Raw genomic sequence first — 25,006 nt, 5'->3', positions numbered from 1 at the left:
ACCAGTCGCTCCGATATTATGCCGAACGGGCGGGGGCGTCCGGCCGGCAACGATTGTGGGGATCGTTCGATGTTGCGCATGCTCAAGGCCGCGGGCCTGATTTCACTTGTCTTTACAGTCCTTTCGGCGGCACCGGCGGCGGCTGCCGGCGGCGACCTCCTCGTCGCGCCGACGCGTCTCGTCCTCGACGGGTCGCGCGGGACCGAGGTGGTGCTCAACAATATCGGCGCCGAGCCGGCGACCTATCGCATCAGCCTGGAGATCAAGCGGATGACCGCCGAGGGCGGGCTGGTCGAAGTCGACGAGGCCGACGCGACGCCGCAGGAAAAGGCGGCGCTTGGCATGATCGCGTTCAGCCCGCGCCGCGTCACGCTGCCGCCCAACCAGCCGCAGGTGATCCGCGTCGGGGTGCGCGTCCCGGAGGGGACGCCGCCGGGCGAGTATCGCGCGCACATGCTGTTCCGCGCCGTGCCCGACGCCGTGCCAGCGACTGCGCCGAAGCAAGGCGGGGGCACCGGCGTCTCGATTGCGCTGACCCCGATCTATGGCATCACCATTCCGGTGATCGTGCGTATCGGCGATCTGGGTGCGGAGGCGACGATCGGCGAGGCCCGCGTCGCCGACACCCGCGACGGACCGGCGTTCGAATTCGACCTGTCGCGCAGCGGCAACCGGTCGGTCTATGGCGATATCGAGGTGACGCGCCCGGGAGTGGCCGAACCCTTGCTCGTCGCGCGCGGTATCGCGGTCTATCCCGAGGTCGGCGAGCGGCGCGTGTCGCTGCGCGTGCCCGCCGACGTGGCCGCGACGCTAAAGGGTCCGGTGCATATCCGCTATAGCGAAGACCGCGAACTGGGCGGCAGCACGATCGACGAGGCCGACCGGGTGGTGCGGTGACGGCATAAGGTCAGGGACTGGACGGCGCGGCCGTGATGCGGTGGGGGCGCTTGATCGCGGCTGCGCTGGCGCTGGCGGGACTCGCTCCCGCCAGCGCCCAAGCCGTTGATACCGCGCCCATTTCACCGTCACGCGAGCGATGGGTGCCGAGCGAGGACGACAGCTGGCTGTTCGATCTGCGAACGGGCCAATATCGGCTCGGCGATGGCGTGCGCGGTTATCAGACGCCGCAAGGGCTGTGCGTCGACCTGGGCGACATGGTGCTCGCGCTCGACCTTGCGGTGCGGATCGACAAGAAGTTGCGCCGCGCAAGTGGCTGGGTGTTCGACGAGCGGCGCGACCTGACGCTCGATCGCGAGGCCGGCACGGTCCGCGTCGGAAGCGACAGCTATCGCATCGGCGCGACCGACATCCGCGACACCGCCGCCGGCTGGTGCGTCGATCTGGACCGGCTGAACCAGTGGCTCGGCGTCCCGATCGTCCCCGACCTGTCGAACGCGGTGCTGCGGATCGAGACGAAGGAGAAGCTGCCTTTCCAGCTCGCCGCCGAACGCCGGGCGCGCGCAGCGGGGCTTCGCCCGGCGGCGCAATTCGACCTCGCCAGCCTGCCGCAGGCCGAGCGTCCCTATCGCATGTGGGCGACCCCGTCGGTCGACGTCGTCGCCTCGGCCAGCGCGGTCGAGGATCGGCGCGGGGGATCCTATGTCCAGGCGCGCTACGAAATTTTTGCGGCGGGCGAGGCGCTGGGCCAGAGCTTCGATGCGCGGCTGGCGTCGGACGAAAAGGGCGTCCCCGACAGCTTGCGCCTGCGGTTGTACCGGACCGATCCGTCGGGACAATTGCTCGGCCCGCTGCACGCGACCCATTATGCGCTTGGCGACGTCAGCCTGCTGTCGACGGGACTCGTCGCGCAATCGGCGCCGGGGCGCGGCGCTATCGTCACCAACCGCCCGGTCGAGCGGCCCGACGCCTTCGACCGGACGAGCTTTCGCGGCGACCTGCCCGCCGGCTGGGATGCCGAACTCTATCGCAACGGACAGCTGCTCGCCTTCACGACGCCGAACGGCGATGGCCGCTATGAATTTCTCGATGTCCCGCTGCAATATGGGTCGAACCGGTTCGAGATCGTCCTTTATGGTCCGCAAGGCCAGATCCGGCGTGAAATCAAGCAATTGCAAGTAGGGATGGACTCGATCCCGCCGCGCGAAACCTGGTATTGGGCGGGCATCGCGCAGGAAAACGCCGACCTGATCGGCTTTGGCGACCGACCCTCGACCTGGCGGCGCGGCTGGCGCGGCACCGCGGGTATCGAGCGCGGGCTCGACACGCGGACGTCGCTCGCGGCCTATGCCCACAGCCTGATGATCGAAAATGTCCGGCGCACCTATGGCGAACTCGCGGTGCGTCGGTCGATCGGCCCGTCGCTGGTCGAAGTCGCGGGCACCTATGCCGGCGACGGCGGCCGCGCGGCGCGGCTGAGCTGGCTGGCGGCGTTCGGCGACACCTATATCCGCGCCGACGCGATGCGCGGCTGGGGCGGTTTCGTATCGGACCGCTTCGTCGGCGGGATGACCGGGCTGGCGTCGCTGTCGGTCGACCAGTCGGTGGCGATCGGGCGCAGCGTCCTGCCGCTCCATTTCGACCTGTCGCACGCGACGCGCGCGTCGGGGGTATCGAGCCTGACCGCGACCGGGCGGGCCTCGGCGAGCTTTCGCGCGATGACCTTTACCGGCCAGCTCGACTGGACCGACACGCGGACGCCGTTCGGACCCGACCCGCCCGACACCCTGACCGCGACCCTGCTCGCCAACGCGCGCATCGGCCGCATCCGCCTGCGCGGAGAGGCGCGGCTGGCGCTGTCGGGCGACGGCAGCGACTCGCGTGTCGGCCTGATCGCCGAATGGGCCGGGAAGGGCGACGCCGAATGGCGCGCCGAGCTCGGGTATGACAAGGGACTGGAGCGCGCGCGGGCGGGCCTGGGTTATACGCGTCGTTTCAAACGCTTGCAGCTATCGGGTTTTGGCGAGGTCGCGAGTGACGGCTCGCTCGCCGCGTCGCTGTCGCTGGCCTTCAGCTTCGGCCCCGATCCGCGCGGCGGCGGCTGGCGCGTATCGAGCGAAAAACTGGGCGGGCGCGGGCAGGTGCTGGCCGACATCTTCATGGACGACAATGGCGACGGGGTGCGCCAGCCGGGCGAGGCGGCGGTTGCCGGCGTACCGCTGACCGCGGGCAACGCCTATGTCGATGCGACGACCGACCGCGACGGGCGGGCGGTGATCGACGGCCTCGAACCCTTTCGTCCCGTGCTGATCGGCATCGATGCGGGCAGCTTGCCCGACCCCTATGTCCAGCCCGCGCTGCCCGGTGTCGTGGTTACTCCGCGTCCCGGCGTCGCGACGCACATCGCGCTGCCGATGAGTGCGGCGGGCGAGATCGAGGGGGTCGTGCGGCGCGACGGCGGCAATATGATCGAAGGGCTCGGCCTCGAGCTCGTCGATGCCGAGGGCCGCGTGCGCGCGACGACGCTGAGCGAGTTCGACGGCTATTTCCTGTTCGAAAGCGTGCCTTATGGCCGCTACACCGTCCGGCCGGCGCAGGCATCGGCGGCCGCGTTGAAGCTCGATCCGGCGTTCGCGCTGAGCGCGGTGCCGGGCAAGGCGACCCCCCGTGTGCGGCTCGGCACGGTGACGCTACGCCCCGCCGGGCGGGTGGTTGCGATACGCGGCGATGCCGCAGACGCTGGCAATGGCGCCCGTGCGCCGCCCCGGTCCGGCGACGATCGCTGAGCCGGCCAGCGCATCACTCGCGCGGCGGGGTCTTGACGGGGTTTCGTTCGTGCGCGGCGATCGCCGCGGGCAGGGCGATCCACGGATGCGCGTCCTGGCACCACACCGCCTGGTCCGGCATCGGAAAGGCCGGGTCGGCAAACGCGCCGGCCGCGACCCCGACAAGGTGCGGAAGCCGTTCGGGCTCCCACCAGAGCGAGGTGCCGCAATCGCGGCAGAAGTGGAAGGTCACGGCAAAGCCGCTGGCGGAAGGACGCGCATAGTGCGCGGCGGTGCCGCCCGCGACCCGCGTCTGCGACCGGTCGAAAAAGGCCGCGATGCTGAACAGCGACCCGGTGCGCCGCTGGCAATCGGTGCAGTGACAGAGAGATATCTTCGCGGGGGGACCCGCGCAGGCGAAGCGAAGCTGGCCGCAATGGCAAGTGGCAACCCGGTCCATTGCCTTTGGATAGCACCGCACGGGCACGCCGCAAAGCGCCGCCCGGGCGGGTCCCTCCCCGCGCGGCGGGAAGGGAAAGGGCGATATCAGCAGCGACCGCCGCGATCGATTTCGCGGCCGATCAGCGCGCCCGCGGCGCCGCCGATGATCGTGCCGGGCAGGCGGTCGCCGTAACGGTCGACCTCGCGGCCGAGGAGGGCGCCCGCGGCGCCACCGACGATCAGCCCCGTCGTCCCGCTGCCGCGGCGGCAGCGGTAACGCGGCCGGTAGTCGCGGCGGTCGCGATAATGGCTGCGGCGATAGTCGCGCCGGTAATCGCGGCGATAGTCGCGATAGCGATCATGATCGCGGTGGCTGTAGTAGGAACGATGATGCCGGTCGCGCGCATCGGCCTCCGCGGGGAGTGCGGCGACCGCGCTCGCGCCGATCAGCGCGGTGAGCGTCAGTTTCTTGATCCAGAACATGGTCCATCCTTTTCATTTCCTGGTCCCGCGCAGGATAGTAGGACGCCAAGCTGGCGCGCGGCTGAACCCGATGTGCAGAATCGGCAAACGCCGCACGGTTCGGCGGCATAATGGCCCCGCTCGTCGCGGGCGGTCCGGTTCCCGCTTGGGGCGAAAGGTCCAGCCGCCACATTTCCTACCGGCTCGTTAACCAGTTTTTAGGTCCGATCCGGCAGAGCGGAGCGTGAAGCACTTGCTGCGTGGGGAATATCGATGCCTGACAACCAGAACCGGCCGACGAGCGCCGATGTTGCGATCATTGGCGCGGGGCCGGCGGGACTGACCGCGGCCTATCTGCTCACCAAGCAGGGATATCGGGTGACGGTGATCGAGAAAGACCCCGTCTATGTCGGGGGGATCAGCCGCACTGTCGAGCATGAGGGCTTTCGATTCGACATCGGCGGGCACCGCTTTTTCTCGAAAAGCCAGGAAGTCGTCGACCTGTGGAACGAGATTTTGCCCGACGATTTCATCCAGCGCCCGCGGATGAGCCGCATCTATTACGAGGGTCGATATTATTCCTATCCGCTGCGCGCGTTCGAGGCGCTGTGGAACCTCGGCATCGTGCGCTCGGCGCTGTGCATGGCGAGCTATGCCAAGGCGAAACTCCTGCCCAACAAGGCGGTTCGCAGTTTCGAGGACTGGACGGTCAACCAGTTCGGGCACAAGCTCTATTCGATTTTCTTCAAGACCTATACCGAGAAGGTGTGGGGGATGCCGTGCGACGAAATGTCGGCCGACTGGGCGGCGCAGCGCATCAAGGGACTGAGCCTTGGCGCCGCGGTGCTCGACGGGCTGAAGCGCAGCCTGGGGCTCAACAAGCGCCCGAACGACGGGATGGCGACCAAGACGCTGCTCGAGACCTTTCGCTACCCGCGGCTCGGCCCGGGCATGATGTGGGAGGCGGCGCGCGACAAGGTCGTGGCGGGCGGCAACCATGTGCTGATGGGGCACAGCTTCAAGCAATTGACGCAGGACCAGGCGAGCGGCCGCTGGCGGCTGACCGCGACCGGCCCCGACGGCGAGATCGTGATCGACGCGGCGCATGTGATCAGCTCGGCGCCGATGCGCGAGCTTGCCGCGCGCGTCCATCCGCTCCCCGCCTCGGCGCTCACCGATGCGCCGAAGCTCAAATATCGCGACTTCCTGACCGTCGCACTCAAGATCCGCTCGCAGGATCTGTTCCCCGACAACTGGATCTATATCCACGACAGCAAGGTGAAGGTCGGCCGGGTCCAGAATTTCCGCAGCTGGTCGCCAGAAATGGTGCCCGATCCCGACCTTGCCTGCGTCGGTCTCGAATATTTCTGTTTCGAAGGCGACGGGCTCTGGTCGTCGAGCGACGAGGATCTGATCAGGATGGCGAAGCGCGAAATGTTCATCCTCGGCCTGTGTCACCCCGACGACGTCGTGGGCGGCGCGGTGGTGCGCCAGGAAAAGGCCTATCCGGTCTATGACGACGAATATGCCGCGCATGTCGCGGCGATGCGCGAGGAACTCGAGGCGCGCTATCCGACGCTGCACATGGTCGGGCGCAACGGCATGCACCGCTACAACAACCAGGACCATGCGATGATGACCGCGATGCTGACGGTGCGCAACATCGTCGCCGGCGCGCGCGTCTATGACATCTGGGGCGTCAACGAGGACGCCGAATATCACGAAAGCGGGACCGAAGGCGAACGCGCGGCGCTGGCGTCGGTGCGCGACGTGCCCGGACGCATCGGCAAGGCGGCGTGACGCCGCGGCGCTGGCGAAGGATGCGGCGATGGTCGGACGGGCCCTGCGACTGATCGACATGATGCGCCGCGGCGAACTGCGCTGGGCGGCCTATCTGGCGGCGAGCGGCCTTGCGCTGTGCACCGACGCGGGACTGTTCCTGTTGCTCCTCGGCGCTGGGCTCGCCCCGGTCTGGGCCTCCGCGCTCGGCTATTGCATGGGCATATTGGTACACTGGCTGGTATCGAGCCGGCTCGTCTTCGCCGACGGCGCGGCGGTGCGCGGATCGGGCGAGCGGCAACGGCAAAAGGCGATGTTCGTCGGATCGGCGCTTGTCGGCCTCGCGCTGACCTCTGCGATCGTCGGCGGTGGCGGCCTGATGGGTTTCGACCCGCGCGTATCGAAGCTGGTCGCGATCATCGTCAGCTTTCAGGCGACCTATCTGCTGCGCCGTCATATCGTTTTCCGGCCGGGCGCGGCATGACCGCCGCTCCCCCGCCGCGCCGGCAGGGCGGCGCATATGCGGCGGGCTGGCTGACGCCGGTCCGCGCCGCGCTGCTCGCCTGGCTGGTCGCCGAAATCTTCATCTTCGCCTCGCAGGCGCAGGCGATCCGCCTGCTCGACCTGCCCGATACCGACGACGCGATGCGGATGGCGCAGGTACGCGATCTGATCGCCGGGCAGGGCTGGTGGGACCTGATGCAATATCGGGTCAATCCCGTCGACGGCGGGGTCCTGATGCACTGGTCGCGCATCGTCGATGCGCCGCTGGCGGCGGCGATCCTGCTGCTGCGGCCCTTCGCAGGCCAGCCGCTCGCCGAACAGATCGTCATGGCGCTGTGGCCGCCGCTGCACCTGCTCGCGCTGACGATCGTCGCGGCGATCGGCTTCGACCGGCTCGGCGACCGGCGGATCGCGCTGCTCGCACCGGTCTATGTCCTGCTCTGTGGATTCATATTGGTGCAGTTCCGGCCGCTGCGCATCGATCATCACGGCTGGCAGGTCTTTCTTGCGATGCTGATGCTGTGGCAGGCGATGCGGCCGGCAGGCGCGCGCGCCAGCGGGCTTGCCGGGCTGTTTGCCGCCATGCTGCTCGCGATATCGATCGAGGGCCTGCCGCTCGCGGCGCTGTTCGCCGGGCTCGCGGCGCTGCGCTGGGCGCTGTACGGACGAACGACCGATCGCGACGGGTTCGTCGCCTATATGGGTGCGCTCGCGCTTGGGGCGATGCTGTTCCAGTTCGCGACGCGCGGCCCCGCGGGGCTCATCGGGCACTGGTGCGATTCGCTGTCGGCGCCCTACATCGCCGCCTTTGTTGCCGCGACCGCAGCGACCGCCGGCATCGTCGCGGTGCGCCCCGAGCGACGCTGGGTGCGCTTCGCCCTGCTCGGCGCAGCGGCGCTGCTCGCCGCCGCGGCGCTGGTCGCCACGGCGCCCGAATGCGCCGCGGGGCCGTTCGCGTCGCTCGACCCGCTCGTCGATCGCTACTGGTATCGCCACGTCCTCGAGGGGCAGCCGCTGTGGGCGTCGAAGCCGCACACCGCGATCTATATCCTCGTTCCATCGCTGCTCGGTCTCGCGGGCGCGGGGTTCGGGTGGCGCGCCAGCGCCGATGCCGGGACGCGGCGTGCGTGGGCAACGCTGATCGTCGCGCTCGCCGGCGCGACGCTGCTGTCGCTGTTCGTCGTGCGCAGCGTCGCGACCGCGCAGTTGTTCGCGGTGCCCGGCTGCGCGTGGATCGGCCTGGCGATCTGGGCGCGCGCGCGCGCGCTGGCGTCGCCGCTGCCGCGCATCGCGGGATCGGTGCTTGCCGCGGCGACCCTGCCGCTGCTGGCGAGCGTGATCGTTGCGGTACCGCTTGCCGCGGCCTTTCCGATGTTCGAGTCGACGTCGAAGTCCGGCGAGTCGAACCGGGCCGGGGGAGGCGACTGCCTAGACCCGGCGGGCATCGCCGCGCTCGACCGATTGGCACCGACGACGATTCTGGCGCCGATCGACCTCGGCGCGCCGCTGATCTTCTGGACCCGGCACAGCCTGGTCGCGACGCCGCATCACCGCAACAATGCGGCAATGGCCGATACGATTCGCGTTTTCCTGGGCGACCCGTCGAAAGCCGAAGCGCTGACGCGCCAACGCGGTGCGACACTGATCGTCGTGTGCCGCAGCGCCAATGATTTCGACACCTATCGCAAGGCGCGCCGCGACGGACTGGCCGCGCGCCTCTATTCGGGGCGCGCGCCCGACTGGCTCGAACCGGTGCCGCTGGGCGTTTCGACCGGCCTGATGGCGTGGCGCGTCAGGCCGGCCGGAAGCTGAGCGCGGCGCCGTTCATGCAATAGCGCTTGCCGGTCGGCCTGGGCCCGTCGTTGAAGACATGCCCCAGATGCCCGCCGCACCGCCGGCAATGGATCTCGGTCCGCGGATAGCCGAGTTCGCGATCGGTCGACGTCGCGACCGCATTCTTCAGCGGTGCCCAGAAGCTCGGCCAGCCGGTGCCGCTATCATATTTGGTCTTGCTAGAATAATGCGGCAGCGCGCAGCCCGCGCACAGAAAAGTGCCTGTGCGATGCTCGTCGTTCAGCGGGCTGGTGAAGGGCCGCTCGGTCGCGGCCTCGCGCAGCACGCGAAACTGCATCGGGGTCAGCCGCTTTTTCCACTCGGCTTCCGAAAGCCGCCAGCCGGGTTGGGCCTGCGGTCGCTGGCCCGGCTTGGCGAGCAGCATCGGCGCGCCGATCAGCGCGCCGCCAAGGGCCAGGCCGCCAAGAAGATACCGCCGTTCGATCATATAGCTAGATACGTGGCGCGCGCGGCGGAGGTTTCAGCGCGCGTCAATATTTCTCCAACTGGACGTTCATGTGGCGATAGCCGTGGACGAAGCAGGCGTGGACGCGTTCGGGTTCACCCACAACGTTGACGCGCAACCGGCGCCGCTGCATTTCGGCGATCAGCGCGGTGAGCTGCATTTCGGCGACGCGCGCACCGACGCAGCGGTGGATGCCATAGCCGAAGGACAGGTGCCGCCGCGCATTGTCGCGGTCGACGATGATCCGGTCGCCGTCGGGGAAGATGCTCTCGTCGCGATTGGCCGAAACATACCACAGGGCCAGCTTGTCGCGCTTCTTGATCTGGTGGCCGAAGAGCTCGGTGTCTTCGAGCGCGGTGCGCCGCATGTGCGCGAGCGGGGTCTGCCAGCGGATGATCTCGTGCATCGCGTTGACCGCGAGTTCGGGATCGTGATTGGCCTCGAGCTTCGCGCGCTCCCCCGGAAATTGCGACAGGCCATAGGCATAGGCCGACATCGAATTGCGCGTCGTGTCGTTGCCGCCGACGATCAGTAGTATCAGATTCCCCATGAACTCATTCTCGCTCATGTGGCTCATCGCGTCGGACTGGAGCATGATCGAGATCAGGTCGTGCTGCCCAGGATTTTTCGCCTTGCGCGCCCAGAGCTCCTGGAAGGCGCCGCCCATTTCATAGGCGATGGCGAGCCGCGCCTGCCGTTCCTCGATCGTGTTGAAACTCTCTATATCACCGAGCGCGTCGGACCAGGCGGTCAGCTTGTGGCGGTCCTCCCAGGGAAAATCGAAGAGGATCGCGAGCATCTGCGTCGTCAATTCGATCGACACCTTCTCGACCCAGTCGAACGTCTCGCCGACCGGCAGCGTGTCGAGGACCGCCGCTGTGCGGGCGATCGTGTCGGCGCGCATCCGCTCGATTTCCGAAGGGCCGAAGGCGGGCGCGACGGTGCGGCGCTGCGCGGTGTGCTGCGGCGGGTCCATCGCGATGAACATCGGCATCGGGATCTCGCCCTCCTGCAGATGTTCGACGCCGTCGCCCGCGACCGTGATCCCGCCGACTTCCCACGAGGAGGAGAAGATCTTGGGCAGCGCCTCGACATGCTGGATCGGCTTGTAGGTCGTCAGCGACCAATAGGGTCCGAATTTCGACTCCTCGCAATAGTGGATCGGCGACTCGGCGCGCAGCTGCGCCATCGGCGCCTGCCAGCGGTCTTCGCTCCACAGTTCGGCGCGGGTAACGTCGAGGGGGTCGGGATTTTCAGGGGAAACGCGATATTGGGTGGCCATCGGGCAGCTCCTCTCAGCGGGCCGTCTGGCGCGGCCTTGTTCGGTTGCAGAATGCCACTGTTTACAGCTTTGTCAACGGCGGGGTGGGGCGGCGTCCGGGGTGCCTATTTTTGCCGTGCGAGCCCCGGCGGAGCGGCGCCAAGGATCACCCCGAATCAAGCCGGTGCTTGTCTCGGCAAGAGGGAGGTGCGTTCAGGCGCCGATCGGCGGGGCGCCGGTGGGTGCGACCATGCGGTCGCCGTCGATGACGATCGGGCTGGCGACGCCGTCGATCGAGGCGCCGTCGGGGCGGAAGCGCAGGCCGCGCGCGGCCACCTGCGGGTCGGCGAACACCCCGGCCATGTCGTTGATCGGTCCGGCGGGGACTCCCTCGGCCTCGAGCGCGAGCGAGAGCGGCTGGGCGTCCCAGCCGGCGATCCGGGCCGCGAGCAGCGGAATCAGTGCCTTGCGGTTCGCGAGTCGCGCGGCATTGGTCGCGAAGCGCGCGTCGTCGGCCCAGTCGGGCTCGCCCAGAATCCTGCACAATTTGCGGAACTGGCCGTCGTTGCCGACCGCGATCACCAGTTCGCCGTCGGCGGTGGCGAAGGCCTGATAGGGGACGACATTGGCGTGGCCATTGCCCATCCGTTTCGGAACCGCGCCGCCGGCGAGATAGTTCGCCGCCTGGTTCGCGAGCACCGCGACCTGGCTGTCGAGCAGCGCCATGTCGATATGCGCGCCCGCGCCGGTGACGTCACGGCGCCTTAACGCCGCGAGGATGGCGACCGCCGAATACATGCCGGTGAAGATGTCGGCATAGGCGATGCCCGCCTTTTGCGGCGGGCCGTCGGGCTCGCCGGTCAGCGACATGAAGCCGCTCATCGCCTGGATGATGAAGTCGTAGCCGGCGCGGTGGGCATAGGGGCCGGTCTGGCCGAATCCGGTGACCGAACAGACGACCAGCCGCGGGAAATCCTTGCGCATGGTTTCGGGCGACAGGCCATATTTGGCGAGGCCGCCGACCTTGTAATTCTCGATCACGACATCGGCTTCGGCGAGGAGGTCGCGGAGCGCGGCCCGCCCGTCGGCGCTCGCGATGTCGATCGCGACGCTGCGCTTGCCGCGGTTGCAGCTGTGATAATAGGCCGCGCCGAGATCCTCGCCGGCGGGCCCGGTCACGAAGGGCGGGCCCCATTGGCGCGTGTCGTCGCCGACACCCGGCCGCTCGACCTTGACCACCTCGGCGCCGAGATCGGCCAGCAATTGTCCGCACCACGGCCCCGCGAGCACGCGCGCCAGTTCGACGACGCGCAGGCCTGCGAGCGGCTTTGGAAGCGCGGTGCTCACCGTCAGGAAAAGGCGCTGATGCCGGTGATCGCGCGGCCGAGGATCAGCGCGTGGACGTCGTGCGTGCCTTCATAGGTGTTCACGGTCTCGAGGTTCACGGCGTGGCGGATGACATGATATTCGGCCGAAATGCCGTTGCCGCCGTGCATGTCGCGCGCGACGCGGGCGATGTCGAGCGCCTTGCCGCAATTGTTGCGCTTCAGAAGGCTGATACGGTCGGGCGCGAGGCGGCCTTCGTCGATCAGCCGCCCGACGCGCAGCGCCGCCTCGGTCCCGAGCGCGATTTCGGTGAGCATGTTCGCAAGTTTGAGCTGGACGATCTGGTTCGCCGCGAGCGGCCGCCCGAACTGTTTCCTTTCGAGCGTATAGGTGCGCGCCGCCTCGTAACAGAATTCGGCCGCGCCCATCGCGCCCCAGCCGATGCCGTAGCGCGCGCGGTTGAGGCAGCCGAACGGACCTTTGAGCCCCGAAACATGCGGCAGCAGCGCATCTTCGCCAACCTCGACCCCATCCATCACGATTTCGCCGGTGATGGACGCGCGCAGGGAAACTTTGCCCTCGATCTTCGGTGCCGATAGCCCCTTCATGCCCCTTTCGAGCACGAATCCGCGGATCGCGCCGTCGTGCGCGTCCGACTTCGCCCAGACGACGAAGACGTCGGCGATCGGCGAATTGGTGATCCACATCTTCGCGCCCTTCAGGCGATAGCCGCCCGCGATCTTTTCGGCGCGCGTCCGCATCCCGGCGGGGTCGCTGCCGGCATCGGGTTCGGTCAGCCCGAAGCAGCCGACCAGCTCGCCCGAGGCAAGGCCCGGCAGGAAGCGCCGCTTCTGCTCGTCGCTGCCATAGGCATTGATCGGGTGCATCACGAGGCTCGACTGCACCGAACAGGCCGAGCGATAGCCCGAATCGACGCGCTCGACCTCGCGGGCGATCAGGCCGTAGCTGACATAGTTCAGCCCCGCGCCGCCATATTCGGGGTCGATCGTCGCGCCGAGCAGGCCGAGCGCGCCCATTTCGGACATGATCTTGCGGTCGAACCGCTCTTCGAGAAAGGCCGAGGTGACGCGCGGCAGCAGTTCGCCCTCGGCATAGGCGCGCGCGGTGTCGCGCACCATCCGCTCCTCTTCGGAGAGTTCGGCATCGAGCGCGAGCGGATCGAAGGGGTCGAGCGCCTCTATGCGCTGCGGATCGGCGAGGGCCATGAGGTCGGCTTTCCTAAAGGGCGCGCCGACCCGCCGGGCCGGACGGCTATTGAGCGGTGCCCGGATTGCGGGCGATCGCGGCAGGCTGGCTGTCGCGCGGTTCCAATATCGCCGCGGTCTCGATGAGGTCAAGCGCGCGCCGCGCTTCGTGATAGCGCCGGGCATCGATCAGCCAGTCGTTCGCCGCCTCGGCGCCGGGCATCGCCTGAACTTCGTCGATCGCCTTGTCGACCTGGCCGCCCGCAAGATAGCGTCGCGCGCGCTCGAGCCGCTCGGAGGCGCGGGGCGACAGGGTGCCGGCCGGGCGCACGACGAACAATTCCCCCATTTCGCGGCGGAACGCCGTCCACAGGCTGCCGTCGCCGTTCGCGCTGCGCCCGACGAGATCGGGCGCGAGCGTGTCGAGTTCGCTGCGCAATTGTTCGAGCGTGACCGGATCGCGCGAGGTATCGATGATCGTCTTGACCGCATTGGGCTGGTCGTCACCGAAGCGCAGTCGAAGCTGCGCCTCGAGATAGCCGAGCGAGAGGCCGCGATCGAGCGCGCGGCGCGCGGCGAAGGCGATCAGCAGCCCCTCCGCGCGGGTCGCATTGCCCGAAGCCGAGGCGGCTTCGAGGGTGATGCGCGACAGTCGCGTTTCAAGATCGGCGACCCGCGCCGCGAGCGCATCGGCCCCGTCGACCGGCACCGCCGCCGAAGCGGGCTTCGGCGTTCCGGCCGCCGCGACGGGCGCGGTCCCGCCTTGCACTGCGGGCGCCGGTGCCGGGGCCTCGACCATTTTTGCCGCCGGCTCGGACCCGTTGCCCGACAGCAAGCGGGTCATCGCCCAACCGCCGCCGACCAGCCCGATCACCAGAATGACCAGGGCGCCGATTATTAACCCACGGAGAGAAAAGCCCTTTCCGCCCGAAGCTTCGTCCACTCGGACATTCTTGTCGCTTTCGCTTGCCATTTCTATCTTTCGACCGACCCCATTTTGCGGCCTTTGTGGCACAAAGCATGCGCCTGTGCCAACATTGCCGCATCGTCGGGCCGCTCGGCGAGGACGATGCGGTCCCAGCCGGCGCCCGCGGCCCGCGCGACCGCCGCGCTGATCGCGACGAGCGACAGCCGCTCGCGGCCCGTCGGGACCAAGTCGGCAAGCCGCCGCGCGCCGCGCCCCGAATGCACGAGCAGGACCGCGGGGCCGGCCACCGCCTCCGCCCAGCCGGCGGGCGGCGGAACGGGATCGACGGTATAGCAGGCGCGCGCGACAAGATCGGCGCCGCGCGGATCCAGCGCGCTGCGGTCGCGCCCGCAAAGCCACAGGATTCGCCCGATATTGCTCGACGTCATGGCGTCGACAAGGCTTTGTGCGTCCGTTCCTCCAACCCTCGCGATGGCCAGACCCGCCGCGGCGGCGGCGTCGGCACTCGCGCGACCGACCGCGTACACCGGCAGCGACGCGAGCCGTGACAGGCCGGGCCCGGCGAGCCGTGCGGCCTGCGCGCTGGTTATCAGCAGCGCGTCGAAATCGGCCGGGTCGGGGATGCTCCAGTCGAGTGCGCGCGCCTCGAAAAGCGGCAGGTGCCGGACGTCGAGACCCATCGCGGCGGCGTGCGCCGCGGTCGCCGCGCCGCCGGGATCGGCGCGCGTCACGACAAGCGGCGGCAGCGCGCTCATGCCGCGAACAGGCGCCGTATCGAGGCGGGGGCGTCGGCGAGCAGGCGCTGCGCGAGCGCCGCGGCCTCGTCGGTGCCGCCGAGCAGGACATGCCCCGCGACATGGTCGCTGCCGTCTTCGGAATAGATCGCACCGTCGAGGCGCAGCGTCCCGTCGTCAAGAAGGCGGGCATGTGCCGCCACGGGCGACTGGCAGTCGCCGCCGAGCGCGGCGAGAAAGGCGCGCTCGGCCGCCACCGCGGCGCGCGTCGCGCCATGATCGACCGCGGCCACCCAGCCGAAAACGCGTGCGTCGTCGGCCCGGCATTCGAGGCCGATTGCGCCCTGCGAGGCGGCGGGCAGCAGCGTGTCGACCGGCTGGACGATGCCGATGTCGGGCATGCCGAGGCGCTCGAGCCCCGCCGCCGCGAGCAAGGTCGCTTCATAATCGCCCGCCGCGAGTTTCGCGAGCCGCGTCGCGACATTGCCGCGCAGAAGCGGGGTTTCGAGGTCGGGGCGCAATGCCCGGACCTGCGCCGCGCGGCGCGGGCTGGCGGTGCCGAGCCGCGCCCCGCGCGGCAGGTCGGCGATCGTCGTCGCCGCGATGCCGCCCCGCACCACCAGCCGGTCGCGCGCATCGGCGCGGGGCAGCATCGCCGCGAGCGCGAAACGGGCGTCGCGCAGCGTCTCGACATCTTTCAGGCTGTGTACCGCGACGTCGATGACGCCGGCGTCGAGCATCGCGTCGAGCTCGCGCGTCCACAGCGCCTTGCCGCCGACCTCGGCCAGCGCGCGGTCCTGAATCTTGTCGCCGGTCGCGGTAATCGGCACGATTTCGAGCGCCGCGGGATCGAGGCCGTGCGCCGCGATCAGCGCCGCGACCGCCTGGTTCGCTTGCGCCCTCGCCAGCGGGGAGGCGCGGGTGCCCAGCCGTAGCGGCCGCGCGGGAGTGGGAAGATTTTCGGAATCCATCGCGCGCTGCTAGCGCGGCTTGCCCTGTCGATAAAGGGGCGGGTAAAGGACGCGCAACATTATGACCCTGATCCTCGGCCTCGAATCGAGCTGCGACGAAACCGCGGCGGCGCTTGTCGACAGCGACCGGCGCATCCTGGCGCATCGCGTCGCGGGGCAGGAGGCCGAACATCGCCCCTATGGCGGCGTCGTTCCCGAGATCGCGGCGCGCGCGCACGTCGACCGCCTCGCGCCGCTTGTCGCGGGCGTTCTCTCCGATGCCGGGGTCGGGCTCGACGCGGTCGATGCGATCGCCGCGACCGCCGGACCTGGCCTGATCGGCGGGGTGATGGTCGGGCTGGTTACCGGCAAGGCGCTGGCGCATGCGTCGGGCAAGCCGCTGGTCGCGGTCAACCATCTGGAAGGACACGCGCTGAGCCCGCGCCTGACCGATCCCGACCTTGCCTTCCCCTATCTGCTGTTGCTGGTATCGGGTGGGCATTGCCAGCTGCTGCTGGTCGAAGGGGTGGGGGCCTATCGCCGCCTCGCGACGACGATCGACGATGCGGCGGGCGAGGCGTTCGACAAGACCGCGAAGCTGCTCGGCCTCGGCTATCCGGGCGGTCCGGCGGTCGAGCGCGCCGCGAAGGATGGCGACCCGCACGCGGTGCCGCTGCCGCGCCCGCTCGTCGGCAGCGCCGAACCACATTTCTCGTTCGCCGGCCTCAAGAGCGCGGTGGCGCGTGCCGCGGCATCGGGCGGGCATGGCGTCCCCGACCTTGCCGCCTCGTTCCAGCAGGCGGTGGTCGACTGCCTGATCGACCGCAGCCGCATCGCGCTCGTCGCCTGCCCGCAGGCGACGGCCTTCGTCGTCGCCGGGGGCGTCGCCGCGAACGGGGCGATTCGCGCCGCGCTGACCGACCTGGCGCACCGGCACGACCGGCGCTTCGTCGCGCCGCCGCTGTGGCTGTGTACCGACAATGGCGCGATGATCGCCTGGGCGGGCGCCGAGCGGTTCGCCGCAGGGCTCACCGATCCGCTCGACACGGCCGCGCGCCCGCGCTGGCCGCTCGATCCCGCCGCCGAAGCGGTGCGCGGCGCCGGAGTGAAGGCATGACGTCCTATCGCAATTTCGGTGTCGTCGGCGGCGGTGCATGGGGCACGGCGCTCGCGCAGCTGCTTGCCGCACAGGGCGCACCGGTGACGCTCTGGGCCCGCGAGGCCGAGGTCGTAGCCGCGATCAACGCCGAGCATCGCAATCCGCTCTTCCTGCCGGGCGCCGAGCTGTCGCCGTCGCTCACCGCGACCGACGACCTGGCCGCGCTTGGCGGGCTCGACGCGTTGCTCGTCGTCGTGCCCGTCCCCTATCTGCGCGCGGTGCTCGCAGCGCTGCCCGCCGATTTTTCGCCGCTCGTCTTTTGCAGCAAGGGCATGGAGGCGGACAGCTTCGCCTTCCCGATCGACATCGCGCGCGCGCTGTGTCCCGGCCGGCCGCTCGCGGTGCTGTCGGGTCCGACCTTCGCGAGCGAGGTCGCGGCGGGCCTGCCCACCGCCATCACGCTCGCGGCCGAGGACGCGGCCCTCGCCGACGCGCTTGCGCAGGCGCTCGCGCAGCCGCATTTCCGCCCCTATGTCTCCACCGACATGATCGGGGCCGAGATCGGCGGCGCGGTCAAGAATATCCTCGCGATCGCGTGCGGCATCGTCGACGGCGCGGGGCTGGGGCTCAACGCGCGCGCCGCGCTGATCAGCCGCGGCTTCGCCGAGATGACGCGCTTTGGCCTGGCGCGCGGGGCGCAGGCGGAGACGCTCGCGGGGCTCGCCGGGCTTGGCGATCTCGTGCTGACCTGTACGTCGGCCAACTCGCGCAACTTCGCACTTGGCGAGGGACTGGGGCGCGGCGAATCCGCCGCCGGGCTGATGGCCGATCGGCGCACCGTCGCCGAGGGCGCGTTCAGCGCCCCGGTCGTCGCCGCAGCGGCGCGCGCGGAGGGGATCGACATGCCGATCACCGATGCGGTCGCGCGGCTGGTCGCGGGTGAAACCCGGGTCGACGACGCCGTTCAGGCCTTGCTCAGCCGCCCGCTGCGACGCGAGGGACGATGAAACGCGACATGCGATTGCCTGCCTTCCCCCGCCACGCTAAGTTGCGGACAGGGGATCAGCAGAAGGGGCGGCAGGCTTGAGCCAGACGGACAGCGCGGCAGCGCCCCCCCCTTCGCCGACCCCGATGCCCGAAGCCGACACGGCCGCGCTCGCGAAAGGCGGGCGGACCAATTTCTTCGGTTTCGTGTTGCGCCTGGTCGCGCGGCTGCCCTTCCTCTATTTCGCCGGCCGCTGGTACGGACCGGATGCGGTCGGGCGCTTTGCCCTCGCCGTGCTCGTCATCGAGCTCGTCGCGCAGATCGCGACGCTGGGGCTCAAGCGCGGGCTTGCCGAACAGTTGAGCGCGCCCGGCGCCGACCCGCGCACGACCGTGTGGGACGGCATGTTCGTCGCTTTCCTCGCCTCGGCCATCGGATCGGCGATCCTGCTGCTGCTGCCCCAGCTCATGTACCCCGCTGGCGATATTTCGGCCGTCGACCGCTGGATGGCGCTGCTCGTCTTTGCGATCGCCGGGACCGAGATCGCGCTCGCCGCCTGCGCCTATCGCTTCGACATCGGAGCGACGGTGCGCGCGCGCGCGATTGTCGAACCTTGGGCGATCAGCATCGCGGCGGCGGGTTTCTGCTACGTGTCGAAGCCCGAGGGGCTGATGCTGTCCTATGCCACCGCGATGGTCGCGGCCTTCCTGACCGCGCTGTGGCCGATGATCCGCCATTATGGCGGCCCGGGCGTATGGCGTCCGCACATGGCGCACCTGATCGGCCTGGCGCGCCGCAATGCGCCGCTCGCCGCTGCCGACGCGATCGAATGGGGCACCCGCCGGCTGGACCTCTTCATCCTGGGCCAGTTCACCTCCCCGACCATCTATGGCATTTATTACATGGCGCAGCAGGTCGCTTCGCTACCGCAGAAGCTGAAGACCAGCTTCGAGCCGATCCTGGGCCCCGTCATCACCCGCAACCTGGCCGAAAAGCGTTTGTCGGCGGTGGCCGCACAGGTGAGCCAGGTCGGCTTCTGGATCATCGCGGCGCAAGCCGGCATCGCGCTCGCGCTCGGCATTCCGGGCGAGGCGGTCATGGGGCTGGTCGGGCCGCAATTCGTCAGCGGCACGGGCGCGCTCGCCTTCCTCCTCGCGGCCGAGGTCGTCGCGGCGACTGCGGTCGTCAGCGAAGCCGCGCTCGTCTATGTCGCGCGCCATCGCAACCTGCTGCTCAGCATCGCGACGCTCGCGCTGCAAGCAGTGCTGAGCGTCGCGCTGATCCTCACGGCGCAGGCGATGGGACTATCGCCGATCTATTATGCCGTCGCGGTGGCGCTGGCGCTGATGCTGGCGCTCGGCTTCGCGTCGGTCGCAAAGGCCCTGCTGCTCGCGCGCATCCTGAACGCCCCGGTGAACAGCCTGCGCTGGGCGCTCGTCTGGGCGACCGCGGGCGCGACCGTGCTCGGCTGGGGGGCGACGCAGATGCCCGAATGGGCCGAACTGCTGATCGGCGTCCCCTTCATCCTCGGTATCTACGCCTGGCTGATCTGGACGCGCGGCTTCGGCCCCGCCGACCGGGCCCTGTTCAAGAAGCATCCCGAAGGCGCGGTCGCCGCTTAGGGCGCGACCGGCGGGTTGGGGTAGGGAGCGGTAAGCGGCTCAACCCCTCTGCTTCAGAGGAGGGGCTTGGTATGTCGGCTTTCGCCCGAAACCGAAAAGCCTACCCCAGCCGTGCGGCGACCTTGGCCTTCAGGTCGGTCTGGGCGCGCGGGCCGACCTGTGCGATGATCTCGCGCGCGCAGACGGCGCCCATCGTCAGGCAGTCAGCCACCGGCCGGCCCCGGGCGTGACCGGACAGGAATCCGGCGGCGAACAGGTCTCCGGCGCCGGTGGTGTCGACCACCTGGTCGATCGGTTCGGCGCCGACCTCTGTCCGAACGCCGTCCGCGACCGCGATCGCTCCCTTTTCGCTGCGCGTCACGACGAGCAGCGGCACCTGAGGCGCGACCCTGGCGACCGCCGTCTCGAAATCATCGGCTTCGGCGAGCGCGCAAATTTCGACCTCGTTGGCGAACAATATGTCGAACAGGCCGTCGGCGATCAGCGCCCGGAAATCGGCGCCGTGCCGGTCGATGATGAACGCGTCCGAAAGGGTGAAGGCGACCTTGCGCCCGGCCGCCCGCGCCACGTCGATCGCGCGCCGCATCGCCGCGCGCGAGAGTTCGGGATCCCACAGATAGCCTTCGAGATAGAGGATATCCGACGCGGCGATCAGATCCTCGTCGATCATCGCCTGTTCGAGCAGGTGGCTCGCGCCGAGGAATGTGTTCATCGTGCGCTGGCCGTCGGGAGTGACCAGGATCAGGCAGCGCGCGGTCGGTGCGCCTTCGCGCAGCGCCGGGGTGTCGTAGCTGACGCCGAGCGCCCGCAAATCATGGGTAAAGACGTTGCCGAGCTGGTCGTCGGCGACCTGGCCGATGAAGGCGCAGCGCTGACCGAGCGCGGCGAGCCCGGCCAGGGTGTTCGCCGCCGATCCGCCCGACATTTCGACGGCCGGACCCATCGAATCGTAAAGGCGAGTCGCCTCGGCCGCATCGATCAGGCGCATCGATCCCTTGACGAGACCCTCGGCCTCGATCAGCGCGTCGTCGGTGCGGGCGATCACGTCGACGATTGCATTGCCGATCGCAACGACGTCGAAACGGGCGGTGGAAGCCATGGAATATCCTGTACTGCGTGGAAAACTGCGCCGCGCCTTACGGGGCGAAGCGTGTCAAGGCAAGCGCGGCGCTTGACGTCCGTCGTCGCGGCGCGCCATTTCCTCCGATGCTCCGTGCCGTCCATGCCCTGTTGCTTGCCCTTGGCGACCTGTCGAGCCCGCGCGTGCTGCGCATCCTCGCGCAGAGCCTGGCGCTGACCCTGGCGATCTTTGCCGCCGCGGGCGCCGCGCTCGTCTTCGGCACGCGCCGGGCGCTGGCGGACGGCGGGTGGCTGGAGGGCGCGGGTCTCGACATCGCGGGTGCGGCGCTCGTGCTGATGTCGATCCTCGCGAGCTGGCTCCTGTTTCGCGCGGTCGCGGTCGCGGTCATCGGACTGTTCGCCGATGCGATCGTCGCCGACGTCGAGGGGCGCCGCTATCCCGCGGCGGCGGCGCGGGCGATCGACGTCGGCTGGCGCGCCAATGCGGGGCTTGCGCTCGCCTCGCTCGGGCGGCTGCTGGTCGGCAATCTCGTCGCGCTGCCCCTCTATATCGGATTGCTGGTCACCGGGATCGGCACGCTGCTGCTCGCGCTCGCCGTCAATGCGCTGCTGCTCGGGCGCGACCTGGAGGCGATGGTGATGGCGCGCCACCCGGGTACGGCGCGCCTTTCGCGTTCGGCGCGCTGGTCGCTCGGCCTGCTGTCCGCCGCAGCCTTCCTGGTCCCCGTCGCCAATTTCTTGGCGCCCATCGTCGGCGCGGCTATGGCGGTCCACATGCTGCACCTGGGGAACGAGACGAAATGATCCGACACCACCGCCCAGCCGGCGCCCCCGGCTTTCGCCTCGCCGGCGCCGCCGGCCTTGTGCTGTTGCTCGCGGGCTGCGCGGGCGCCGCGATCCCGCGCGCGACGCCGCCAGCGCCCGCTGCGAGCGTCCCGCCCCCGTCGGCGCCGCGGATCACCCAGAACAACGCCTTGATCGGGCACGACGCCAATGCCGCGATCGGCACCTTCGGCAAGCCGCGGCTCGACGTCACCGAAGGCGCGGGACGCAAGCTGCAGTTTGCGGGGTCGGCCTGCGTGCTCGACGTCTATTATTACGCGCCGAAACAGGGCGCCAAGCCGCTCGCTACCCACGTCGATGCGCGCACGCCCGACGGGCGCGACGCCAATATCGACAGCTGCATCGCGGCGCTCAGGCGATAGGCTGCGCCGCCGCGCGGCGACGTCACGGCGTCAGTTCGGCCAGCGCCCAGGCGGCGGCGTCGGCGACCACCGGAGAGGCGTCGCGCGTCAGTTCGGCGAGCCGCGGCCGAAAGCGCGCATCGCCGCTGTTGCCCGCGGCGATCGCGGCGTTGCGCACCATGCGGTCGCGCCCGATGCGCTTGATCGGCGATCCCGCGAACACCTGCCGAAAGCCGGCATCGTCGAGGTCGAGCAGGTCGGCGAGCGCCGGAGCCGCCAGCTCGCCGCGCGGCAGGAAGGCGCGGTGCCGCGCCGCCGCGCTCGCGAATTTGTTCCACGGGCACACCGCGAGGCAATCGTCGCACCCATAGACGCGATTGCCGATGCCGCGGCGCAGCGCTTCGGGGATCGGCCCGGCGTGTTCGATCGTGAGATAGGATATGCAGCGCCGCGCATCGAGCCGGTAGGGGGCGGGAAAGGCCTGCGTCGGGCACGCATCCTGGCAGGCGCGGCAACGGCCGCAACGATCGGGCGCGGGCGCGCTCGCCGCGAGCTCAAGCGTCGTATAGATCGCGCCGAGGAACAGCCAGCTGCCGTGCGCGCGGCTGACCATGTTCGTATGCTTGCCCTGCCAGCCGAGCCCCGCGGCGGCGGCGAGCGGCTTTTCCATCACCGGCGCGGTGTCGACGAACACCTTCACTTCCGATCCCGGCGCCTCTGCCACCAGCCAGCGCGCGACCGCCTTCAGCGCCTTCTTGACGACGTCATGATAGTCGGCGCCCTGCGCATAGACCGAAATGCGGCCGCGGTCCGGGTGCCCGGCGAGCGCGAGCGGGTCGTGCGCCGGGGCATAGCTCATGCCCAGCGCGATCACCGAGCGGACCTCGGGCCACAGGCCGCGGGGCGACCCGCGCTGTCCGGCGCGGCTTTCCATCCAGATCATCTCGCCATGACATCCCTCGGCCAGCCAGGCGTCGAGCCGGGCCGCGGTTTCGGGCGCGGCGTCGGCGTCGGCAATACCGAAGGCAACGAAACCGTGGGCGCGCGCGACCGCTTCGAGCCGTTCTTCGAGAGGGGGCAAGGCCTTGGAAACCATTGCGCCCCTATACGACAGGCACCCGGTCGTGCCATAGGGCCATGATACACCGGCGGATACAGGAAGCGGGGACCAGCGTTTGACCGATGCGTGCGTCGAGGCGACCGGCCTCACCAAATATTTCGAATCCTTCAAGGCGGTCGACCATGTCAGCCTTCGCGTGCCGACGGGCAGCATCTATGGTGTGCTCGGTCCCAATGGCGCCGGCAAGACCACCAGCCTGCGCATGATGCTGGGGATCATCGACCCCGACGAAGGGACGAGCCGGCTGTTCGGCGGGTTCAAGCCGCAGAGCGTGCGCCATCGCATCGGCTACCTGCCCGAAGAGCGCGGCCTCTATCCCGGGATGAAGGCGCGCGAGGCGATCGCCTTCATGGGGGCGTTGCGCGGGCTCGACTGGACCGAAGGCCGCCGCCGTGCGGGCGACTTCATGGCCGAACTCGGGCTCGAGCGCGTCGTCGACGAAAAGATCCGCAAGATGTCGAAGGGCATGGCGCAGATGGTCCAGCTGATCGGCTCGATCGTCCACGCCCCCGACCTGATCGTCCTCGACGAGCCCTTTTCGGGGCTCGACCCGGTCAACCAGGAGCGGCTCGAAACGCTGGTCCGCCGCGAGCGCGACCGCGGCGCGACGATCCTCTTTTCGACGCATGTGATGGCGCACGCCGAACGATTGTGCGACCGGATCGCGATCATTGCGCGTTCGGCGCGGCGGTTCGAAGGCACGGTCGACGAGGCGCGCGCGCTGCTCCCGATGCAGGTGCGCTACACGCCGCGCGACGCGTCGGGCGACGTCGCCTCCGCGCTGCCCGCCGATGCCGTGCAGCGCGGCCCCGACTGGCTTTTTTCGATCGAGGGGGATGCGGTCGAGCCACTGCTCGCGCGGATCACCGCAAGCGGGCACGGCGTTGCCGGGCTGTCGATCACCCGGCCGGGGCTGCACGACGCCTTCGTCCATATCGTCCGCCAGGTCGACGCGAGTTTCGAGGCCGACGCGGCCGCCGACGCGATCGAGGAGTCCGCAGCATGAGCCCCGTCCTTCGCACTATCTTCGTGGTTGCGCGGCGCGACTTTCTGGCGATCGTCGCGACCCCGACCTTCCTTCTCTTCCTGCTCGCGCCGCTGTTCATGATCGGCATGGGGGCTCTCGGCGGCTTTGGCGCGTCGCAGCTCGCCGACAGCGCGCGCGGCGCCGGGCGTCTGGTCGCGATCGCCGACCCCGACGATGTGGAGGCGCTGCGCGCCGCCGATGCCCGGTTGCGGGGCGCGCTGCCCGGGCCGAAACCCGCGCCGCTCGAGCTGCGCATGGCCGCGGACGGACCCGACCCCGTCGCGGTCGCGCAGGAAAAGGGCAGCGATACCTATGCGGTGATGAGCGGCGAGTTGGCCAGCCCGCGCATCGTCGAGCGCGAGGAGGGAAGCCGCTCGGGCGCCTATCTCGCCTTGTTGGCCGGCGAGGTCCTGCGCGATCGTGCGGCGGGCGCGGTAGCGGCGCCCAAGCCCCGGTTCGAAAGCCTGAAGCATGGGGGCACCAGCATTGCGGCGCAGCAGTCGATGGGATTCGGCGCGGTGTTCGTGATCTTCCTGCTGACGCTGCTTCTGGCCGGACAGTCGGTCGGCATGCTCGCCGAGGAAAAGGGCAACAAGGTGATCGAGATTCTCGCCGCCGCGGTGCCGCTCGAAAGCGTCTTCCTCGGCAAGCTGCTCGGCCTGCTCGGCGTCGCGATCCTGTTCATCGCCTTCTGGACGGCGATGGCGGTCGGCGGCGGGCTGATCGCCCTGACGCAGGTCGACCCCGCGGCACTCGCCGAAGCGGGATCGGCCGCGGCGAAGGCGCAGGCGGCCTCGGCGGCGATCGCCGTCGCGCCCGCAACCGGCTGGCCCTTTTTCATCGCAATCGGCTTTTGCTATTTCGTCATGTCCTTCCTGCTGCTCGGCGCGATTTTCCTCGGCGTCGGGGCGCAGGCGGGGACGGTGCGCGAAATCCAGATGCTCAGCCTGCCGATCACCATTTTCCAGGTCGCGATGTTCAGCCTCTGCTCGGGCGCCGCGAGCGCGCCGGGCAGCGGCCTGGCCAAGGTTGCGCAGATCATTCCCTTTTCGTCGCCGATGGCGATGGCCGCGCGCGGCGCGACCGACGATGCGCGCGGCGTCCACCTGCTCGCGCTCGGCTGGCAGGCGATCTGGGTCGCGCTCGTCATCTATCTCTCGGTTCGCCTGTTCCGATCGGGCGTGCTCAGCGGACGCAGCAACTGGAAATTCTGGAAACGCGGGACAAAAAGCGCGGCGGCCGCCGCCGACATTGCGGCGCATCGCTGACGGACGGACGACCGGGCGGACAGGGAAAGCCTGTCCGTTATCGTCACTGGAATGACGAGAAACGCAAACG

Annotated in this window: 23 protein-coding genes; 12 read left to right on the top strand and 11 right to left on the bottom strand. The window is 69.5% G+C overall.

Annotated features, from left to right (window positions below; genetic code table 11):
- Positions 1-69 precede the first annotated feature (69 nt).
- Both AC58D2_RS07880 and AC58D2_RS07875 read left to right on the top strand, forming a co-directional pair.
- Complete coding sequence (locus AC58D2_RS07880; protein WP_497389008.1) at positions 70-897, top strand: fimbrial biogenesis chaperone; 828 nt, start codon at positions 70-72, stop codon at positions 895-897.
- A 35-nt stretch (positions 898-932) separates the two neighbouring features.
- On the top strand, positions 933-3,683 hold the full coding sequence (locus AC58D2_RS07875; protein WP_497389006.1) for an MSCRAMM family protein: 2,751 nt from the start codon (positions 933-935) through the stop codon (positions 3,681-3,683).
- A gap of 13 nt (positions 3,684-3,696) precedes the next feature.
- On the opposite strand, the gene AC58D2_RS07870 is transcribed toward AC58D2_RS07875, so the two are convergent.
- Positions 3,697-4,122, bottom strand: coding sequence for a GFA family protein (locus AC58D2_RS07870; RefSeq protein WP_497389004.1), 426 nt, complete (start codon positions 4,120-4,122; stop codon positions 3,697-3,699).
- A gap of 86 nt (positions 4,123-4,208) precedes the next feature.
- Complete coding sequence (locus tag AC58D2_RS07865; protein WP_497389002.1) at positions 4,209-4,586, bottom strand: glycine zipper 2TM domain-containing protein; 378 nt, start codon at positions 4,584-4,586, stop codon at positions 4,209-4,211.
- A gap of 252 nt (positions 4,587-4,838) precedes the next feature.
- Between AC58D2_RS07865 and AC58D2_RS07860 the strand changes: the two genes are divergently transcribed.
- From AC58D2_RS07860 to AC58D2_RS07850, 3 genes are read left to right on the top strand one after another with little or no spacing between them, the layout of a single operon-like run.
- Positions 4,839-6,365, top strand: a complete 1,527-nt coding sequence (locus tag AC58D2_RS07860; protein WP_497389000.1) for an NAD(P)/FAD-dependent oxidoreductase — start codon at positions 4,839-4,841, stop codon at positions 6,363-6,365.
- 28 nt (positions 6,366-6,393) lie between these two features.
- Positions 6,394-6,828 (top strand): GtrA family protein, encoded by a 435-nt coding sequence (locus AC58D2_RS07855; protein WP_497388998.1) that lies wholly within the window; start codon positions 6,394-6,396, stop codon positions 6,826-6,828.
- Positions 6,825-8,660 (top strand): hypothetical protein, encoded by a 1,836-nt coding sequence (locus AC58D2_RS07850; protein WP_497388996.1) that lies wholly within the window; start codon positions 6,825-6,827, stop codon positions 8,658-8,660. The genes AC58D2_RS07855 and AC58D2_RS07850 overlap by 4 nt, the downstream gene beginning before the upstream one ends.
- Here the strand turns inward: AC58D2_RS07850 and msrB are convergent.
- From msrB to hemC, 7 genes are all read right to left on the bottom strand, one after another.
- Positions 8,641-9,129, bottom strand: a complete 489-nt coding sequence (gene msrB / locus AC58D2_RS07845; RefSeq protein ID WP_497388994.1) for a peptide-methionine (R)-S-oxide reductase MsrB — start codon at positions 9,127-9,129, stop codon at positions 8,641-8,643. The genes AC58D2_RS07850 and msrB overlap by 20 nt on opposite strands.
- Before the next feature lie 43 nt (positions 9,130-9,172).
- Positions 9,173-10,429 carry a cytochrome P450 gene (locus AC58D2_RS07840; protein ID WP_497388992.1) on the bottom strand — a complete coding sequence of 419 codons (1,257 nt, stop codon included), beginning with the start codon at positions 10,427-10,429 and terminating at the stop codon, positions 9,173-9,175.
- A 192-nt stretch (positions 10,430-10,621) separates the two neighbouring features.
- Entirely contained in the window at positions 10,622-11,755 is a 1,134-nt protein-coding gene (locus tag AC58D2_RS07835) for a CaiB/BaiF CoA transferase family protein (protein ID WP_497388990.1), read from the bottom strand.
- A gap of 2 nt (positions 11,756-11,757) precedes the next feature.
- On the bottom strand, positions 11,758-12,960 hold the full coding sequence (locus AC58D2_RS07830) for an acyl-CoA dehydrogenase (protein WP_497388988.1): 1,203 nt from the start codon (positions 12,958-12,960) through the stop codon (positions 11,758-11,760).
- A gap of 46 nt (positions 12,961-13,006) precedes the next feature.
- Positions 13,007-13,882 (bottom strand): mitofilin family membrane protein, encoded by an 876-nt coding sequence (locus AC58D2_RS07825; RefSeq protein ID WP_497388986.1) that lies wholly within the window; start codon positions 13,880-13,882, stop codon positions 13,007-13,009.
- Between the two features lie 32 nt (positions 13,883-13,914).
- Positions 13,915-14,622, bottom strand: coding sequence for a uroporphyrinogen-III synthase (locus AC58D2_RS07820; protein ID WP_497388984.1), 708 nt, complete (start codon positions 14,620-14,622; stop codon positions 13,915-13,917).
- Positions 14,619-15,572, bottom strand: a complete 954-nt coding sequence (gene hemC / locus AC58D2_RS07815; RefSeq protein ID WP_497388982.1) for a hydroxymethylbilane synthase — start codon at positions 15,570-15,572, stop codon at positions 14,619-14,621. Before hemC ends, AC58D2_RS07820 begins: the two co-directional genes overlap by 4 nt.
- Positions 15,573-15,633: 61 nt before the next feature.
- Here hemC and tsaD point away from each other — a divergent pair, with 61 nt between their 5' ends.
- The 3 genes from tsaD to AC58D2_RS07800 all read left to right on the top strand — a co-directional run bounded on the left by tsaD (position 15,634) and on the right by AC58D2_RS07800 (position 19,257).
- Positions 15,634-16,668 (top strand): tRNA (adenosine(37)-N6)-threonylcarbamoyltransferase complex transferase subunit TsaD, encoded by a 1,035-nt coding sequence (gene tsaD / locus AC58D2_RS07810; RefSeq protein WP_497388980.1) that lies wholly within the window; start codon positions 15,634-15,636, stop codon positions 16,666-16,668.
- Complete coding sequence (locus AC58D2_RS07805) at positions 16,665-17,657, top strand: NAD(P)H-dependent glycerol-3-phosphate dehydrogenase (RefSeq protein WP_497388978.1); 993 nt, start codon at positions 16,665-16,667, stop codon at positions 17,655-17,657. The genes tsaD and AC58D2_RS07805 overlap by 4 nt, the downstream gene beginning before the upstream one ends.
- A gap of 124 nt (positions 17,658-17,781) precedes the next feature.
- Positions 17,782-19,257, top strand: a complete 1,476-nt coding sequence (locus AC58D2_RS07800) for a lipopolysaccharide biosynthesis protein (RefSeq protein ID WP_497389317.1) — start codon at positions 17,782-17,784, stop codon at positions 19,255-19,257.
- A 100-nt stretch (positions 19,258-19,357) separates the two neighbouring features.
- On the opposite strand, the gene AC58D2_RS07795 is transcribed toward AC58D2_RS07800, so the two are convergent.
- A complete protein-coding gene (locus AC58D2_RS07795; RefSeq protein ID WP_497388976.1) occupies positions 19,358-20,356 on the bottom strand; it encodes an adenosine kinase in 999 nt (332 codons plus the stop codon).
- Positions 20,357-20,463: 107 nt separating this feature from the next.
- Between AC58D2_RS07795 and AC58D2_RS07790 the strand changes: the two genes are divergently transcribed.
- The gene (locus tag AC58D2_RS07790; RefSeq protein WP_497388974.1) at positions 20,464-21,141 is read left to right on the top strand and encodes an EI24 domain-containing protein; all 678 of its coding nucleotides are present in this window, start codon (positions 20,464-20,466) and stop codon (positions 21,139-21,141) included.
- Complete coding sequence (locus tag AC58D2_RS07785) at positions 21,138-21,542, top strand: hypothetical protein (RefSeq protein ID WP_497388972.1); 405 nt, start codon at positions 21,138-21,140, stop codon at positions 21,540-21,542. The genes AC58D2_RS07790 and AC58D2_RS07785 overlap by 4 nt, the downstream gene beginning before the upstream one ends.
- Positions 21,543-21,564: 22 nt before the next feature.
- On the opposite strand, the gene queG is transcribed toward AC58D2_RS07785, so the two are convergent.
- The gene (gene queG, locus AC58D2_RS07780; protein WP_497388970.1) at positions 21,565-22,617 is read right to left on the bottom strand and encodes a tRNA epoxyqueuosine(34) reductase QueG; all 1,053 of its coding nucleotides are present in this window, start codon (positions 22,615-22,617) and stop codon (positions 21,565-21,567) included.
- A gap of 79 nt (positions 22,618-22,696) precedes the next feature.
- On the opposite strand from queG, the gene AC58D2_RS07775 reads away from it, so the two are divergent.
- Together AC58D2_RS07775 and AC58D2_RS07770 are read left to right on the top strand one after the other, a co-directional pair.
- Positions 22,697-23,647 carry an ABC transporter ATP-binding protein gene (locus AC58D2_RS07775; RefSeq protein ID WP_497388968.1) on the top strand — a complete coding sequence of 317 codons (951 nt, stop codon included), beginning with the start codon at positions 22,697-22,699 and terminating at the stop codon, positions 23,645-23,647.
- Positions 23,644-24,936 (top strand): ABC transporter permease, encoded by a 1,293-nt coding sequence (locus AC58D2_RS07770; protein ID WP_497388966.1) that lies wholly within the window; start codon positions 23,644-23,646, stop codon positions 24,934-24,936. The genes AC58D2_RS07775 and AC58D2_RS07770 overlap by 4 nt, the downstream gene beginning before the upstream one ends.
- Positions 24,937-25,006 lie beyond the last annotated feature (70 nt).

The organism is Sphingopyxis sp. CR5 (assembly GCF_059693785.1).
The sequence above is the reverse complement of the archived record's forward strand: the minus strand, read 5'-3'. Positions and strand labels throughout refer to the sequence as shown.

Bases quoted from the DNA above. Each gene is read 5' to 3' on its own strand.
- AC58D2_RS07875 (WP_497389006.1), top strand. From the start codon at position 933: ATGCGGTGGGGGCGCTTGATCGCGGCTGCGCTGGCGCTGGCGGGACTC.
- AC58D2_RS07855 (WP_497388998.1), top strand. From the start codon at position 6,394: ATGGTCGGACGGGCCCTGCGACTGATCGACATGATGCGCCGCGGCGAA.
- AC58D2_RS07820 (WP_497388984.1), bottom strand. From the start codon at position 14,622: ATGAGCGCGCTGCCGCCGCTTGTCGTGACGCGCGCCGATCCCGGCGGC.
- AC58D2_RS07770 (WP_497388966.1), top strand. From the start codon at position 23,644: ATGAGCCCCGTCCTTCGCACTATCTTCGTGGTTGCGCGGCGCGACTTT.
- hemC (WP_497388982.1), bottom strand. From the start codon at position 15,572: ATGGATTCCGAAAATCTTCCCACTCCCGCGCGGCCGCTACGGCTGGGC.
- AC58D2_RS07860 (WP_497389000.1), top strand. From the start codon at position 4,839: ATGCCTGACAACCAGAACCGGCCGACGAGCGCCGATGTTGCGATCATT.
- AC58D2_RS07865 (WP_497389002.1), bottom strand. From the start codon at position 4,586: ATGTTCTGGATCAAGAAACTGACGCTCACCGCGCTGATCGGCGCGAGC.
- AC58D2_RS07840 (WP_497388992.1), bottom strand. From the start codon at position 10,429: ATGGCCACCCAATATCGCGTTTCCCCTGAAAATCCCGACCCCCTCGAC.
- AC58D2_RS07830 (WP_497388988.1), bottom strand. From the start codon at position 12,960: ATGGCCCTCGCCGATCCGCAGCGCATAGAGGCGCTCGACCCCTTCGAT.
- AC58D2_RS07790 (WP_497388974.1), top strand. From the start codon at position 20,464: ATGCTCCGTGCCGTCCATGCCCTGTTGCTTGCCCTTGGCGACCTGTCG.
- AC58D2_RS07880 (WP_497389008.1), top strand. From the start codon at position 70: ATGTTGCGCATGCTCAAGGCCGCGGGCCTGATTTCACTTGTCTTTACA.
- AC58D2_RS07800 (WP_497389317.1), top strand. From the start codon at position 17,782: ATGCCCGAAGCCGACACGGCCGCGCTCGCGAAAGGCGGGCGGACCAAT.
- AC58D2_RS07795 (WP_497388976.1), bottom strand. From the start codon at position 20,356: ATGGCTTCCACCGCCCGTTTCGACGTCGTTGCGATCGGCAATGCAATC.
- AC58D2_RS07870 (WP_497389004.1), bottom strand. From the start codon at position 4,122: ATGGACCGGGTTGCCACTTGCCATTGCGGCCAGCTTCGCTTCGCCTGC.
- AC58D2_RS07850 (WP_497388996.1), top strand. From the start codon at position 6,825: ATGACCGCCGCTCCCCCGCCGCGCCGGCAGGGCGGCGCATATGCGGCG.
- AC58D2_RS07805 (WP_497388978.1), top strand. From the start codon at position 16,665: ATGACGTCCTATCGCAATTTCGGTGTCGTCGGCGGCGGTGCATGGGGC.
- tsaD (WP_497388980.1), top strand. From the start codon at position 15,634: ATGACCCTGATCCTCGGCCTCGAATCGAGCTGCGACGAAACCGCGGCG.
- AC58D2_RS07785 (WP_497388972.1), top strand. From the start codon at position 21,138: ATGATCCGACACCACCGCCCAGCCGGCGCCCCCGGCTTTCGCCTCGCC.
- queG (WP_497388970.1), bottom strand. From the start codon at position 22,617: ATGGTTTCCAAGGCCTTGCCCCCTCTCGAAGAACGGCTCGAAGCGGTC.
- msrB (WP_497388994.1), bottom strand. From the start codon at position 9,129: ATGATCGAACGGCGGTATCTTCTTGGCGGCCTGGCCCTTGGCGGCGCG.